Annotated in this window: 12 protein-coding genes; 4 read left to right on the top strand and 8 right to left on the bottom strand. The window is 44.3% G+C overall.

All coding sequences use genetic code 11. The features are described from left to right. Positions 1-197: 197 nt before the first annotated feature. The 3 genes from SLU01_RS06860 (at position 198) to SLU01_RS06850 (ending at position 3,749) form a co-directional block, all read left to right on the top strand. Positions 198-1,202: a TAXI family TRAP transporter solute-binding subunit gene (locus SLU01_RS06860; RefSeq protein WP_246110905.1), complete on the top strand. Its 1,005-nt coding sequence runs from the start codon at positions 198-200 to the stop codon at positions 1,200-1,202. A 68-nt stretch (positions 1,203-1,270) separates the two neighbouring features. Then, the gene (locus SLU01_RS06855) at positions 1,271-3,238 is read left to right on the top strand and encodes a TRAP transporter permease (protein WP_147056621.1); all 1,968 of its coding nucleotides are present in this window, start codon (positions 1,271-1,273) and stop codon (positions 3,236-3,238) included. Next, positions 3,231-3,749 carry a hypothetical protein gene (locus SLU01_RS06850; protein ID WP_147056619.1) on the top strand — a complete coding sequence of 173 codons (519 nt, stop codon included), beginning with the start codon at positions 3,231-3,233 and terminating at the stop codon, positions 3,747-3,749. Before SLU01_RS06855 ends, SLU01_RS06850 begins: the two co-directional genes overlap by 8 nt. On the opposite strand, the gene SLU01_RS06845 is transcribed toward SLU01_RS06850, so the two are convergent. From SLU01_RS06845 to SLU01_RS06820, 6 genes are all read right to left on the bottom strand, one after another. Continuing rightward, positions 3,711-5,285 (bottom strand): SulP family inorganic anion transporter, encoded by a 1,575-nt coding sequence (locus SLU01_RS06845; RefSeq protein WP_147056617.1) that lies wholly within the window; start codon positions 5,283-5,285, stop codon positions 3,711-3,713. The genes SLU01_RS06850 and SLU01_RS06845 overlap by 39 nt on opposite strands. Before the next feature lie 105 nt (positions 5,286-5,390). Next, the gene (locus SLU01_RS18230) at positions 5,391-7,073 is read right to left on the bottom strand and encodes an ABC transporter ATP-binding protein (RefSeq protein WP_147056615.1); all 1,683 of its coding nucleotides are present in this window, start codon (positions 7,071-7,073) and stop codon (positions 5,391-5,393) included. After that, the gene (locus SLU01_RS06835; RefSeq protein WP_147056613.1) at positions 7,070-7,837 is read right to left on the bottom strand and encodes an energy-coupling factor transporter transmembrane component T family protein; all 768 of its coding nucleotides are present in this window, start codon (positions 7,835-7,837) and stop codon (positions 7,070-7,072) included. The genes SLU01_RS18230 and SLU01_RS06835 overlap by 4 nt, the downstream gene beginning before the upstream one ends. A gap of 23 nt (positions 7,838-7,860) precedes the next feature. Beyond that, positions 7,861-8,457 carry an ECF transporter S component gene (locus tag SLU01_RS06830; protein ID WP_218029694.1) on the bottom strand — a complete coding sequence of 199 codons (597 nt, stop codon included), beginning with the start codon at positions 8,455-8,457 and terminating at the stop codon, positions 7,861-7,863. Between the two features lie 141 nt (positions 8,458-8,598). Next, entirely contained in the window at positions 8,599-9,348 is a 750-nt protein-coding gene (locus SLU01_RS06825) for a C40 family peptidase (RefSeq protein ID WP_147056611.1), read from the bottom strand. A 126-nt stretch (positions 9,349-9,474) separates the two neighbouring features. Next, the gene (locus SLU01_RS06820) at positions 9,475-9,801 is read right to left on the bottom strand and encodes an SCP2 sterol-binding domain-containing protein (protein WP_170232622.1); all 327 of its coding nucleotides are present in this window, start codon (positions 9,799-9,801) and stop codon (positions 9,475-9,477) included. 198 nt (positions 9,802-9,999) lie between these two features. On the opposite strand from SLU01_RS06820, the gene SLU01_RS06815 reads away from it, so the two are divergent. Next, positions 10,000-11,916, top strand: coding sequence for a sensor domain-containing phosphodiesterase (locus SLU01_RS06815; protein WP_147056607.1), 1,917 nt, complete (start codon positions 10,000-10,002; stop codon positions 11,914-11,916). 171 nt (positions 11,917-12,087) lie between these two features. Here SLU01_RS06815 and SLU01_RS06810 read toward each other — a convergent pair whose 3' ends face one another. After that, a complete protein-coding gene (locus SLU01_RS06810; RefSeq protein WP_147056605.1) occupies positions 12,088-13,746 on the bottom strand; it encodes a b(o/a)3-type cytochrome-c oxidase subunit 1 in 1,659 nt (552 codons plus the stop codon). After that, positions 13,743-14,246, bottom strand: coding sequence for a cytochrome c oxidase subunit II (locus SLU01_RS06805; RefSeq protein ID WP_147056603.1), 504 nt, complete (start codon positions 14,244-14,246; stop codon positions 13,743-13,745). Before SLU01_RS06805 ends, SLU01_RS06810 begins: the two co-directional genes overlap by 4 nt. Positions 14,247-14,258: the final 12 nt, after the last annotated feature.

The raw sequence follows: 14,258 nt of genomic DNA, 5'->3' as shown, positions 1-14,258 counted from the left end.
TCACTCCCTCCTACTCGATTAAAAGTTGAATTGTTTTTAATCAGAATAAATCGAAAACTAATTGCTTATTGGCTATATTTAAGTATAATTAATAATAGACTCCTTTTTTCATAGCGTCGTCACCTCATGAGAACTCCATTATCCTTCATACTGTAAGCGCTTACTAAAGGAGAAATGAAATATGAGGGGGAACAACATTGAAAAGAAATCACGTAAGAGGATTATTACTAATGTTGCTAGGTGCTTTGCTTGTTTTATCAGCATGTGGTGGCGGTGGAAAGAAGAACATTGCAATCGGGCCGCCTGCTAGTGAAACGAACAATCTTTCCAAAATCATTTTAGATGCATACGGCATCGGAGACGGCGACTATACAGCATTCCAAGAAGGTTTCGGTGATGCAGCTGACGGCGTCCAAGACGGCAACATCGATATTTCAATCGGTATTTTAGGACTTCCTGCGGCAAGCATTGAAAGCTTGCAAGCATCTGCCGGAGATGTGAAGATGTTAAGCCTGTCTGATGAAGCAATTAAGAAAATTGAAGAAGAATCAGGCTACCAACGCTTCACAATTCCTAAAGAGTCTTATGAATTCCTGACGGAAGATGTAGAGACAGTCACTGCCTACGCTATTTTAATGGGGAATACGGACACGATTGACGAAGAACTTGGTTATGAGTTAGCGAAAAGCATGATCGAAAATGCAAGCGAAAATACACATGCACAAGCAAAACAAATGATTTTAGAAAACGCCTTGAATGGCGCTGCAGGACTATTAATCCATCCTGGTGCAAAAAAGTATTACGAGGAACAAGGTTTGACGGTCGACAATGAAGTAGCGGAGCTATCGGCTACAAAAGGTGACCGTAAATCAGAATTTACACTTGGAACAGGCAGCCAAGGAGGGACATATTATCCACTCGGCGGAGAGATGGCAAATCTTTGGAATAAATATGTTGATAGCATCAATGTGACAAATATGGAGACAGGTGCTTCTGTCGAAAACTTATCTTTAATTAGCCAAGGCCAAATGGATTTGGGGATGTCAGTCCATGTTCCGGCACTGAATGCTCGTAACGGAAAAGCAGACTTTGAAGGCAACCCGGTAGAAAATGCAGCATTCATCGGCCATATCTATCCGGAAGTCATCCAAATTGTAACGAGAGAAAAAATGAAAATTAATAGCTTTGATGATGTGAAATAAAGATAAATAAGCAGGGGGAATTGGTTCAATCAAACTAAAAATAGACTAGTTAGGAAAGGCGGCAAAATATGAAAGATCATAAGGTGGTAGATGCACAAGAGATACTCGAAAAATTCGACAAGGAAAATCAATTCCGTGTAGATATTGGCCGATGGGCATATGTTGTCACCTTTCTTGCGGTTTCACTCACGATCTTCCATCTATATACAGGAGCGACGAGTGTTCTGCCATCGCAGCAGCAGGGCGCCATCCATCTTGGAACAGCTTTAGGAATCATTTTCCTTCTTTACCCTGCCAAAAAAGCATGGAGGAAAACACAGAAAAAAGTGCCTTGGTATGATGTGTTGCTTGCGTTTACGGCCATGTATGTGGCATATCACAAAATATTCTTTTACGATTCCATTCTCCAAAGCAGGGTATCGGGCTATAGCTCTTTGAATATCATCATTTCAATAGTAGGCGTATTGCTCGTATTGGAGGCGACTCGAAGGACAGTGGGTCTGCCAATCGTCATCGTTGCGAGCATCGCAATGCTGTATGCAATGTACGGGAACCTTATACCGACGCGCATCTTATCCCATCAAGGATTTTCGCTTGACCGGACGATGACGAATCTGTGGTATCGCGAAAGTGGCGTATTCGGAACCCCAGTCCAAATATCCGCGAAATTCATATTCCTGTTTCTGTTTTTTGGGGTTCTTCTTGTTAATACGCCAATCGGCAAATTCTTCAACAATCTGGCTTTTTCATTAACCGGGCGTTACACAGGCGGAACCGCTAAGACAGCTGTTGTAGCAAGTGCACTCCAAGGAACAGTTTCTGGAAGCTCCGTCGGAAACACTGTGGCGACTGGAAGCTTCACGATTCCGATGATGAAAAAGGCAGGGTTCAAACCAGAATTTGCTGCAGCGACGGAAGCATCCGCTTCGACAGGGGGCCAAATCATGCCCCCTATGATGGGAGCTGCTGCTTTCATCATGATGGAGTACTTGGGCGTCAGTTATTCAACGATTATGCTGGCCGCGCTTATTCCGGCAATCCTGTACTTTACTGGGATTTTTATCGGAACGCATTTCGAAGCGAAACGGCTGAAAATTCATGGACTGCCAAAGTCCGAGCTGCCGGTATTCAAGAAGATCTTTGTACGTGACGGGTACATGATTATTCCTCTCTTAGTCATCATCGTTACGATCATGTCCGGCTTCACACCGCAGCGTGCTGCGTTATTCGGAATCCTTTCTGCGGTAGTTATATGGATTTTCAATGCGTATTTCAGAAAGGAATCAGAGTTCAATTTAAAAAGAGTCTTTTATGTGCTGGAGCAAGGAGGAAGGGTAGCCCTGCCTGTTATTTCTGCTGTCGCAACAGCTGGTATCATCGCAGGTGTTGTAAGTATGACCGGCCTGGGTGCGAAATTTGCTTCCGGTATCATCGCTCTATCGAATGGCTACTTGTTTTTGGCGCTTTTCTTCACGATGATTGCTTGTATCATACTCGGAATGGGCTTGCCGACAACCGCAAACTACGTTGTCACCGCAACGATTGCGGCTCCCGCGCTTATCAATGAATTCGGCATCGCGCCAATTGCTGCGCATATGTTTGTCTTCTATTTCGGAATCGTAGCCGACATAACGCCACCGGTCTGCTTAGCGGCCTATGCAGGAGCGGGGATTGCCAAGGCGAATCCGTTTAAGACAGGAGTAACCGCTGTAAAGCTGGCGATTGCCGCTTTCATCATTCCGTATATTTTCATCTATAATCCGATTCTTGTCTTCGTTGATGTTACCCTGGTCAAGCTCATACTTGCCATCGCAACCGCGTTAATCGGCATGGTCGGGGTTAGCAGCGCCGTCATTGGATTCTTTGTACGAAATGCACGCATGTGGGAACGATTCGTCTTATTCGGCGCAGGTTTGCTGCTCATCATTCCCGAATTGACGACAAGTGCGATTGGCCTCCTGTTGATTGCGATTATCTGGTTCATCCAAAGAAGAAGGCCGGAAGAAAAGCAGTCTGTCAAAGAAGTCGTTGCTTAAGAATGATCAAAAGCTGTCACCCGTTGCTGGTGACAGCTTTTGTGTTGCAAACTATGTCCGCGCCCTCAAGAACCCTGCCGCGCTCATAAAACCTGAGTCCGCGCTCAAGAACCCAGCTCCCGCGCTCATAAAGTCTGGTTCCGCGCTCAAGAACCTCGCCCCCGCGCTCATAAAGTCTGGTTCCGCGCTCAAGAACCCCGCCCCCGCGCTCATGAAACCTGAGTCCGCGCTCAAGAACCTCGCCCCCGCGCTCATAAAGTCCGGTTCCGCGCTCATAAAACCTGATTCCGCGCTCAAGAACCTTGCCCCCGCGCTCATAAAACCTGAGTCCGCGCTCAAGAACCCTGCCCCCGCGCTCATGAAACCTGAGTCCGCGCTCAAGAACCCAGCTCCCGCGCTCATAAAGCCTGAGTCCGCGCTCAAGAACCCCGTCTCCGCGCTCATAACCACACTTCCAGTTCTTATAATTCCATTACATAAAAAAATTCGCTTCCCCGATCCTATCGTATAACCCGCTCTTTTTGAACAAGGCCAGTTTCTCTTTCGGTAGTTTTTTAACGATGATCCGGACATTCTTTTCCGTCGCACTGTCGAGCAATGCGGACAACGCAGCTTCACCAGTTGCGTCGATCATCGATAGATGCTCCAAATCCAAAATGATTTTTGCTGTTCCCTTTGAAAGCATATCGGGCATCTTATCTTCAAACACCTTTGCAGAACCGAAAAATAATGGTCCTTCAATTATAAACTTCGTAACATCATCACCGAATCTATGAGTCTCGACATCTGAAAGTTTATCCGACACAATATGAAGTTTACCACTCATCTTCCGTAAGAAGGAAAGTGCCGCCAACAGGATCCCTACTTGGACAGCTACTGTTAAATTGATGAATATTGTCAGCAGAAACGTTGTCAACAGCACGATCGAATCGGCAGATCTGACCGACAAAATATGAACAAATGCTTTTCTTGCGCTCATATTCCAAGCGACGAACATTAGAATTGGCGCCATCGCTGCGAGTGGAATATACGAAGCAAATGGAGCGAAAACCAAAATGAATAATAAGACGAAAATACTTTGCACCATGCCTGAAACGGGGCTGACAGCGCCTGAACGGATATTCGTAGCAGTCCGCGCAATTGCACCTGTCGCGGGAATGCCCCCGAATAACGGTGAAATAATATTCGCGATTCCTTGACCGAAAAGCTCTCGTTTCGAATCATGCTTCGGCCCTTCTTTCATCCCATCCGCAACGACCGCAGATAACAGGGATTCAATCGCCCCGAGCGCAGCAATGATCAATGCGGGCTGCCAAAGGGTTACAAGTTTGGATAATGTAATTTTGGGGAACTGGAATCCGGGCAATGACTGTGGAATGCCTCCGAATGCCGTTCCGATTGTTTCTACCTTTCCAGGATACAACAAGACAGATAGTATAGTTGGTATTAAAAGAGCGAAAAGCAACAATGGAAGTCGAGGTGCTATTTTCGGCAAAATGAAAATCAAGGCTAATCCAAATACCGCGGTAATCACGCTGAATACATTTACCGTATGAAGATGCTTGGCGACATCGATCATGTTTTCATGAAAGAATTCCTTGCTGTCCAATCCTGTTAGGCCGAAAAAGTTTCCGAATTGGCCTGTGAAAATGATAATTGCAATTCCTGATGTGAACCCGATTGTTACGGATCGAGGGACGAAGTGAATGAGATTGCTAATACCAGCAAAACTCATGATCATTAGGAAAATACCTGCTAGAAATCCAGCAATCAATAGATCCTCATAGCCATATTGGAGGACGATCGCCAGAAGGATGGGGATGAATGCACCTGTAGGACCCGCAATTTGAAAACGAGATCCACCAAATAACGCAACAAGGAATCCAGCGATGATCGTCGTATACAAACCATACTCAGGTTTAACGCCTGAAGCAATCGCAAAAGCCATCCCGAGTGGAATGGCTACGATACCGACAGTGATCCCTGAAAGCAAATCTTTCCGAAATCCAGCTGCATTATAATCAACAAAACGCTGATCTTTGAACAAGGTAGTTCCCTTCTTCCACCGTATTTTTAGTAAATTCTATCTATCTATATTATATGTGACAAATCTAGAGGTGACAAGGGGACGAAGGAAAAACTGCCAACTCTGTCATTCAAACATGTTGGCAGTTTGTAATTCGTTTTCTTTTAAAATGATCCCTTCGTACCCCAATTTCCGTGCCAGTTGAGTTAGATGTGGTTGCTCTACGCGTGCAGCACGCAGTGCATCCTCTTGAGCGAACGCTTCCCGGGTCGGTCCATCAAAAACCATACCACCTTCGCTGAAGATAATTGTCCGTCCAAACGTATCCGCTACAAAATCCATGTCGTGTAAAATGCAAATAACGAGTTTGCCTTGTTCATAGAGCGAATGGATGATTTCCTTCACTTTTGACTTGCCGCTGTAGTCCTGACCCATCGTCGGTTCGTCAAAAATGACGATATCGGTGTCCATGGCGAGAATAGAAGCCATCGCTACCATCTTACGCTCGGCAAGACTTAGATCATATGGATTCTCTTCCTCTTTTCCTGCGAGTCCGACAAGTTCGAGCATCGCCTTGGCGTTTTCAGTTGCTACTTCTGGCGATTGGCCGATATTTAATGGGCCGAACATCACTTCGTCGATCACTTTATTCTTGAAGATCTGGTCGTTCGGATTCTGAAAGATGAGCCCGATGCGACTTGCCAGCTTAGCGGCTGTTGAATCAGTTGAACGGACACCATCGATGACGATTTCCCCGCGTTGTGGAGTCAATAAAGCCTTCAATAGCTTTACAAACGTCGTTTTTCCCGCTCCGTTTTGACCAATAATCGCAATAGGCTCTCCTTGCAATGAAACATTCAGCCCTCGGATGACATCATTTCCATTTTCATAGCCGAAGTGCAGGTTGCGGACAACGATTTCCGATGTTGTGTTGGTGTTTTTCCCGCTGGTTTCAACAACATGAAACGCTATGTCAAGCTCAGCAGGCATCTCTTTTTGGGTAATCGGATATAGTCCGGTTTCTTCATTCCGTACTTGAAGGGTCCGAGAAACTTTAACAACCATCGGAGGTTCCACGCCATACAACTCCAAATCATCCCTGGAAAATACTTCAGCTGGCTTCCCGTCCTGGATCAATTTGCCGTCATGCATCAATAAAATCCGGTCCGCATATGCCGCCAACTTCTCCATCTTCTGTTCCACCATAATAATCGTCATACCGCCTTCGGCCATCTTTCCGACAACACGGAACACTTCCTCTGCACCTTCAGGATCAAGTTGGGAAGTCGGTTCATCAAGTATGAGAATATCAGGCTTCATGGCGATGACACTGGCAATCGCTACACGCTGCATTTGTCCGCCCGACAAAGAAAACGGATTTTTATTCCCCAAGCCCTCAATATCTAGCAATTGCATACTTGCACGGATCCGTTCATGCATTTCTTCACGTGGGATGCCCAAGTTTTCCAAACCGAACGCGATTTCATCATAGACTGTAAATTTTGCGCCAGTCATTTGCGAGAAGGGATTCTCGAAGACGAGCCCCACTTTTGCAGCAATATCACTGATTTCATATGATAAAACGTCCATCACCCCAATATGGACATCACCCCCATACGCGCCCTTGAAAAAGTGGGGGACAAGTCCACTGAGCGCATAGCATAATGTTGTTTTACCAGCAGTATTCCTCCCGACAATCCCAATGAATTCACCTTTGCCGACTGTGAATGAAAGATCATTGAGGGCAAAAATGGACTTGTCCTGGGCGGGGTATCTATACTTCAAGTTCGTAACAGTTAAAACACTCATGACACAAACCTCCAAACGACAACAGCTACAAAGATGACCGTCAATAGAATCTTCAAATGCAGCCCATATCGATACGTTTCATGCTTATGTAAATATGTCCTTGGGCCTTTTGCATTGAATCCGCGTATTTCAAGGGCGATGGATCGCTCGCGGGTTTCATTCAATGAATTCAGGATAACAGGGCCCAAAAGGGGAATGAATGATTTGAAACGCAGCCATAAACCACCTTCTGTTTCCATACCACGGGCCCGTTGAGCATCCGTGATTTTTCCGGTTAAGGCAATCATTTGCGGAATGATTTGCAGCACGGAAAGAAGAACATACCCGAATCTTGGCGACAATCCTTTCCGAAGCAATGCATTCACTAAATCATCCGGCTTCGTCGTTAAAATGAGGACACCGAAGGCGGAGACCATGTTGACGACACGAAGAGTAATCAGAAATGCAATCGAAAAACCTTCTTTATAAATAGGAATCGGGCCAACTTCAAAAAGGAGCGTCTCTCTGTCAGGATGAAAAAAACCTTGGACGATAATAATGGATAAAATCAAAAGAAAGCTGACACCGATTACCGGCAAAATGTATTTAAACACTTTACCGGCAACTAAAATGGTGAATGTGCACAAGAGGATCAAGAGAACGGCCAGGTGGTTTGAAACGATATATGTCAGTGTGATCGAGAAAAAAGTGAATAAAAGCTTTGTCAATGGATCGACCAGATGGACTGGCGAATCCTTTTTTACATACAGTGTCATATTGTTCATTTCAAAACCTCCTTCGGGCAAAGTCAGATTCGTTCAATCTCACCTGTATTGTCATACATATTTTTCACGTTTTTTGGCAGTCCTTTAAAGATCAGGAAACTGAGCAGTACAGTGACAACCTTGTCGGGAACATCGACGACGATGCTATCCGCAAACGAAGCGAGCCAAAGCGGCATATCTTGTGCAAGCATCGTTGCAAATAAAGCATCTCCCCAAATATTGCCTGTCGTCCCTTCCCAAAAGATAATGTTAAGAGGTGTCGATACAGTTGCCGCAATGAACCCGACAGCAAGTCCAAGGACGATTGCTTTGCCGATATTCGAAATCCAACCTTTATACGCCATTATTCCCGTCACTAAGCCGATGACGGCAGAAGTGATTGCGTACACAAAAGAAACGGGATCCGTCGTAAATCCATAAACGACATTATTGACGATACCTGCTATTGCACCGACAATAGGGCCCGCTAGCATACTCGCAAGGACAGTCCCTATGGAATCGACCCATAAAGGCAGTTTCAATAGGCTTGCGAATAATTTCCCGAGATAGTTGATGCCGATGGCTGCTGGGATTAAAACTAGTGCGGCAGTTGAAAGTTTCAATGACCACATGCTTTTCATTTTATTTTCCTCCTTTTTAATCATGATAGTTGTCAAGACACATGAATATACTAATATATAATAACGAAATAAGAAAGACTTTATTAAAAGAAAAATAAAAACGACCAAGAACGTCAGTCGCTGATGTCTTGGTCGTAGTTGTTATTTTGCTGTTTGAAGTTGGTTAAAACGAGTGAAACCGATAAATTTATCTTTCCAGTAGACGGAGTCAATTGCTGAAATTTCCACTTTCTTCGTTCCAGCGTGAATGAATTTCCCTTCACCCAAATAGATACCTGCGTGGGAAATCCCTTCACGGTAAGTGTTTTGGAAGAAGACAAGGTCTCCTGGATGTGGCTCGTCCACTGCTACCGAGTTTTCGAACATGCCAATGGTGTCGAGCCTTGGCAAATCCAATCCAGCGTTTGTAAATACATAGTAGATGAATCCGCTGCAATCGAAACCTTCCGGCGTAACACCTGCCCATACATACGGCGTGTCAAGTAGGGGAAGGGCGACTTCAGTCGTAGCAAGCTGAATATCTTGTGCTGATTTTGATAATGCAGGCAGTTTAGGCTTGTCCGCATTTGCAACAGGAGATTTGAATGAGCTTGTGGATGATGTCTGTTTCATAACAGCGACACTGTTTTGGATGTCTTTCTTACTATCTTGCTTTTTAACAGTGCTTGCCGGTTTCTTGACGAGCAATTTTTGAGAGACTTTAATGGAATCCGATTTTAGTCCGTTCATTTCTTTCAATTCGTCTACAGTCAGTTTATGTAGGGAAGCGATCTTCCAAAGTGAATCACCAGATTTGACGACGTATTGATCCGATGCGGCTTCCGCGTTGCCAGCTGCGATACATGTCGCAAGAGCAACTGTCGCCATCACTGAAAAAACTTTCTTTTTCACGCAGTTTTCCCCCTATTAGACAAATTTCTATGATTCTATTGTACTTGCTATCTATTAACAAAACAAGAGGGTATAAATGCTCTGCACGAATAAAAAAACGACTCCATAATCGGAGCCGGTCAATGATCAAAATTGATATTGCTTCAATACGTTTTCAAGCTTTAATGCAAGGCCGATATTGCCTTTCACCTTCACTTTCCCCATCATGAAAGCCGCAGTCGTATTCAAATTACCGCCAAGCAGTTTACGGAACTCAGCGACATTCATCTTCAACGCGCAATCGACCTCGCCTGGATCTCCTTGAATCGTATCAGCTTGACCATTTGAAAACTTCAATCCGAATATTCCACCTTCATCTCCAGTCAATTCCAATGAATAAGTTGCATTCAATCCTTCAATAGGGCCACGGTTTTCATCCAATTGTTTGTCAATTTCTGTCCAAATTTCATTCATGCTCATCTCTTCCAAATTCATCCCCAACACCGTCTTTCCAATATAATGAGTGATTATTCATTCATTATAACATATTACATTACGTGGGAATAACTTTTGAGGAGTGAAAATAGATATAAGAAATTCAGTAAACCCTAAAAAAATGATTAATTTAGCCGATAAAAAGCATAGAAATGTATTCCTTTAAGAGGAGGGGTAATGGATATGATGGAACGCTCCTATGATGAAATCCAAAAGGTTCTGGAGGAAATGCAAAAGAAACAGCAACTGATTTTTTCGCAAGCGAAAGAGTTGGATTTCTCAAGAACTTCAATCGCAAGTGTCCTGGAAGAATTATGTTCACGGATTGTAACGATCATAGGTTGCGAAAGGGTCAGTATATGGCTATTTAATAAAGACCGGACAATCCTGACAGCCCAAAACAGTTACACTCAAGACTTACATCAAACAATTGCTACCGGGATTTTGAGGAAAGAAGAGGTTCCTTCCTATTTTGAAGCTGTTCAAAAAGGAAGGGTAGTAGACATTTTCGACATTGAAAACGATTCTGCAACGAAAGAATTGTTCCGGCACCCTCTTTACCGCAACACAAAAGTGAAATCCATGCTAGATGCATCCATCATTTTAAGTGGTGGTATTGGTGGAATTGTTTGTTGCGAAACGATCGCAAAGCGTGAATGGACGCGTCTTGATAAGGTCCTCGTCGCTTCGATTGCGGACATGTTATCGTTCATTTTCGACCGATTAGATCGGATTGAAGTGGAGGAGCATGTGCATCGGTTGGCATATTCAGATAGGTTGACAGGATTGGATAACGAAAACGCCTTCGAAAAGAACGTAACGGAGCAGTTGAATGGGTTTACGAATGTTCAGAAGGGTGCTTTCATCTATATCATGCTCGATCAATTTACAGAAATCCAAGGCGTACTAGGTCCTGAAGGGACGGACAAACTTTTATACTTAACAGCAAGCCGATTGAAAAAGATGTTCCCGTCTCCTGCTATTGCAGCAAGGCTTGCATTTGATCATTTTGTTATTTTTACCCCATTTACAGGTGAGTTGGCAGGTAAAAGATCTGTTATGGAGCGAGTGGCGAGTGAGTTAAGACAGCCTATGTACATAAGCGGCCAGGAAGTGTATATGACATTCAGTTATGGCGTGTCGGTTTATCCAGATCATGCACTGAACGTGAAAAATGGCTTGCAGACTGCCTATATGGCTTTGCAATCCGGCAGGAAAACCTCCAATCGTAAGAGCAGTGGCGTTTATAATCCTGATATGCATACATATTTAAAAGAAACAGTGCTTTCGGAAATGAATTTGCGTAAAGGCCTTGATATGAATGAATTCAAGCTCTTCTATCAGCCGCAAGTCAATTGCCGGACGGGTGAAGTGATCGGTTTTGAAGCATTGATCCGTTGGCAGCATCCGGAACGAGGACTTATTTTCCCAGGAGAATTCATAAATCTCGCCGAATCGACAGGGCTCATTATGCCGATAGGAGAATGGGTTATTCAGGAAGCCGTTCAGCAATTGAAGAAGTGGGCGGAGAGAGGTATGGGCAAGATGACCGTATCTGTCAATCTGTCGCCACGCCATTTTCTGCACCATAATTTTCCTTTCTATTTGGATAAGTGTATAAGAGAAGCAGGTGTCAAGCCTGAGAAATTGATTCTTGAAATTACCGAAAATGTAGCCTTGGAAGATCAGACTGCCGTTACGAGTCGAATTTCACTATTAAAAGAAATGGGCTTTTCCATTTCAATCGACGACTTCGGAAAAGGGTATTCGGCATTTATTTATTTACAGCACTTCCCAATCCAGCAAATTAAAATCGATCGCCAATTTATCAGCGAGTTGGAAACCGATTCGAAAAGCACGGGAATTGTTCAGACAATCATCCACCTCGCGGAATTATTAGGACTTCAGACAATCGGCGAAGGTGTCGAAACGAAAGAACAATGGGATATACTGAAAAGTCTTGGGTGTTCAGAACTGCAAGGGTATTACTTCAGCCGGCCGGTTCCGGTACAGGAAATCGATGGGCTGTTTGACAAGTATGGACGAGCCGGAAAGCTGATTTTGCCTTCAATTGTTGACTATGCACATAATTAAAAAAGCCTTGAGCATCAGATTGATTAGATGCTCAAGGCTTTTATTGTGTTTTACGTCTAGCTTCGGACGGCAGCCTCTCGGGTCGCTTCGGTCTTGAAAGAAAAGGCAAAAACCGCCTTTTTTTCAAGCCCTCCACCGCCTGTCGAGGCTAAACGCCGTCCTCCGCTTTAGTTACGATCTCCCAATGGGCCAATCAAATGGCAATGATCCAGGAGGGGAGTGTTTGATAATGTCGATCATCGGTATTGTATAGGCGAATAGAATAAGAGCAATCGTGATGCCAATCCATAAATACCAGTTTTCAAGAATTTTAGGCGTTGGTTCTGCATCGACTTCCTCTTCTGCAATCGGGAATTCCTGAACTCCCTTCGGTGCGAAAAATGCAAGCTGGATGAAGATATAAATCATCAAAAGGATACCGATGAAAAGAATTGTACCTCCGACCGCCTGTGCCAGTTGATAGCTGATCCATGTTTGAACCTGCTCGCCCCCAGCATAATTGGAGAAGTCAGAGCGTCGTGGACCGCCAAGCAAACCTTGAATGTGCATGGAAGTCGACATGATTGTCATACCGACCGTCCAAATGATTGTTTGGATGATGCCGAGTTTATTCAACCGCGGTGTTAATCTGCGTCCTGTCAAATGAGGGACGAGCCAATAAGCGATTCCGAAATACGTCAGGATAACCGTCGTTGCAATTGTTAAATGGAAGTGCCCTGTTACCCAAATTGTATTATGGATAAGTGAGTTCATTTGGTGGGAAGCGTTGACGATACCGCCCGCGCCACCAGGGATGAAAGCGACCATTCCGACGAATGGTGCGAAGAAGCGCACATCGCCCCACGGCAAATTCTTGAACCATCCAAATAACCCTTTATGGCCTAATCTGCGGCCAGTCGTTTCAAATGTCGCGAAAATCGAGAACGCCGTCATCAATGAAGGGATGACTACCATGAACGTCAAAACGACTTGGATGAATTTCCATGTAGGATCGATTCCCGGTTCTGTCAACTGGTGATGGAAACCGACCGGGATTGAAAATAGTAATAGTAAAATGAACGCCATTCTTGCGAGAGAATCACTGAACAGTTTCCCGCCGATGATTTTCGGGATAATTGCATACCATGCCATATAAGCAGGAAGCAACCAGAAATAAACGAGCGGATGTCCGAAATACCAGAACAACGTACGGCTAAGCAAGACGTTGATCGTTGCTGCATATCCTAAAGACCAAGGGATGAAAAGAACTAAAACAGATATTGCAACACCTAAACTCGCGATGAACCACATTGCCATATTGATGACGACCATGAAAGCGAGCAAAGGGGATTTTTGGCCAGGATTCGCCTTTTTCCACACGTATAGTTGACGAAAATTGGTGAAAACGGCAATCCAGCTGCCGACGATCACTAAAGCAAGCCCGATATAAAATGCAGGATGAGCCCGAAGTGGTGCATAAAATGTATATAATACGTTCGCTTCGCCAATCAATATTGTAACAGCTGCCATAATTGTACCGACGAGCATTGTCCAGAAGGCAATCCATGCCCATTTTCGTTGCTTATCGGATAGACCGACCGTTTTTCCCATTAATGCGAATTGGAAACCAACAATGAAAAACGTTGTAAGCACCAATCCTAAAATAACGCCATGCACAGTTAAAATTGTATAGTAGTTTATTCCAAACGGTAATTGGAATTCGCCGGAACGTGAAAGGGTTTGGAGTAATCCCATCAGTCCGCCGACTAGGAGTGAAGCAAATGTCACATACATGAAGGACATATAAAGACGTGCATCTTTCTTAGGGAAATTATAGTTTTTCAACATCATTCATACACCTCCACAGTTGCGAACATCTGATGGTGACCGACCCCGCAATATTCGTTACAGACGACCGTAAATTCACCGGTATTCTTCATAACAGTTTCAAGTCGGCTCACATGACCCGGCTCCACCATCATATTGACATTCGTGCCTGCAACTTGGAAACCATGCACGACGTCCTTAGTAGTGATTTGGAAAAGGACTGTCGAGCCTTTTGGCACACGAATCTTTTTAACGGCTTTTCCATCAGCATCTGTACCAAAATCATAATTGAATGCGGATGCGACAATGTTGACCGTATATTTTCCGTCTGCCACTTCACGAAGACCGAGGTTTTCTGGTTTGAATGCTTCGTGTGCTTCGACGTTTTGTGGATCGATTGTTTCAATATGGCTCTGCGGGTGTGTTCCTTTCCAGAATGCTGCAAATCCGATAATAAGTAAGAAAAGTACGAGTGAAGCCATTCCGAAAACGAGCCAAATCTTTTCAAATTTATGCAAATGCATCGATTTTCCTCC

The sequence above is a fragment of the Sporosarcina luteola genome, from assembly GCF_007991495.1.
GTDB classification, from domain to species: Bacteria; Bacillota; Bacilli; order Bacillales_A; family Planococcaceae; genus Sporosarcina; species Sporosarcina luteola.
This window is presented reverse-complemented; position numbering and strand designations above follow the sequence as displayed.

What these genes read in the sequence shown, in the direction of transcription:
- SLU01_RS06855 (WP_147056621.1), top strand. Translation starts at nt 1,271, where the DNA reads ATGAAAGATCATAAGGTGGTAGATGCACAAGAGATACTCGAAAAATTC.
- SLU01_RS18230 (WP_147056615.1), bottom strand. Translation starts at nt 7,073, where the DNA reads ATGAGTGTTTTAACTGTTACGAACTTGAAGTATAGATACCCCGCCCAG.
- SLU01_RS06835 (WP_147056613.1), bottom strand. Translation starts at nt 7,837, where the DNA reads ATGAACAATATGACACTGTATGTAAAAAAGGATTCGCCAGTCCATCTG.
- SLU01_RS06830 (WP_218029694.1), bottom strand. Translation starts at nt 8,457, where the DNA reads ATGAAAAGCATGTGGTCATTGAAACTTTCAACTGCCGCACTAGTTTTA.
- SLU01_RS06820 (WP_170232622.1), bottom strand. Translation starts at nt 9,801, where the DNA reads ATGAATGAAATTTGGACAGAAATTGACAAACAATTGGATGAAAACCGT.
- SLU01_RS06815 (WP_147056607.1), top strand. Translation starts at nt 10,000, where the DNA reads ATGGATATGATGGAACGCTCCTATGATGAAATCCAAAAGGTTCTGGAG.
- SLU01_RS06810 (WP_147056605.1), bottom strand. Translation starts at nt 13,746, where the DNA reads ATGATGTTGAAAAACTATAATTTCCCTAAGAAAGATGCACGTCTTTAT.
- SLU01_RS06805 (WP_147056603.1), bottom strand. Translation starts at nt 14,246, where the DNA reads ATGCATTTGCATAAATTTGAAAAGATTTGGCTCGTTTTCGGAATGGCT.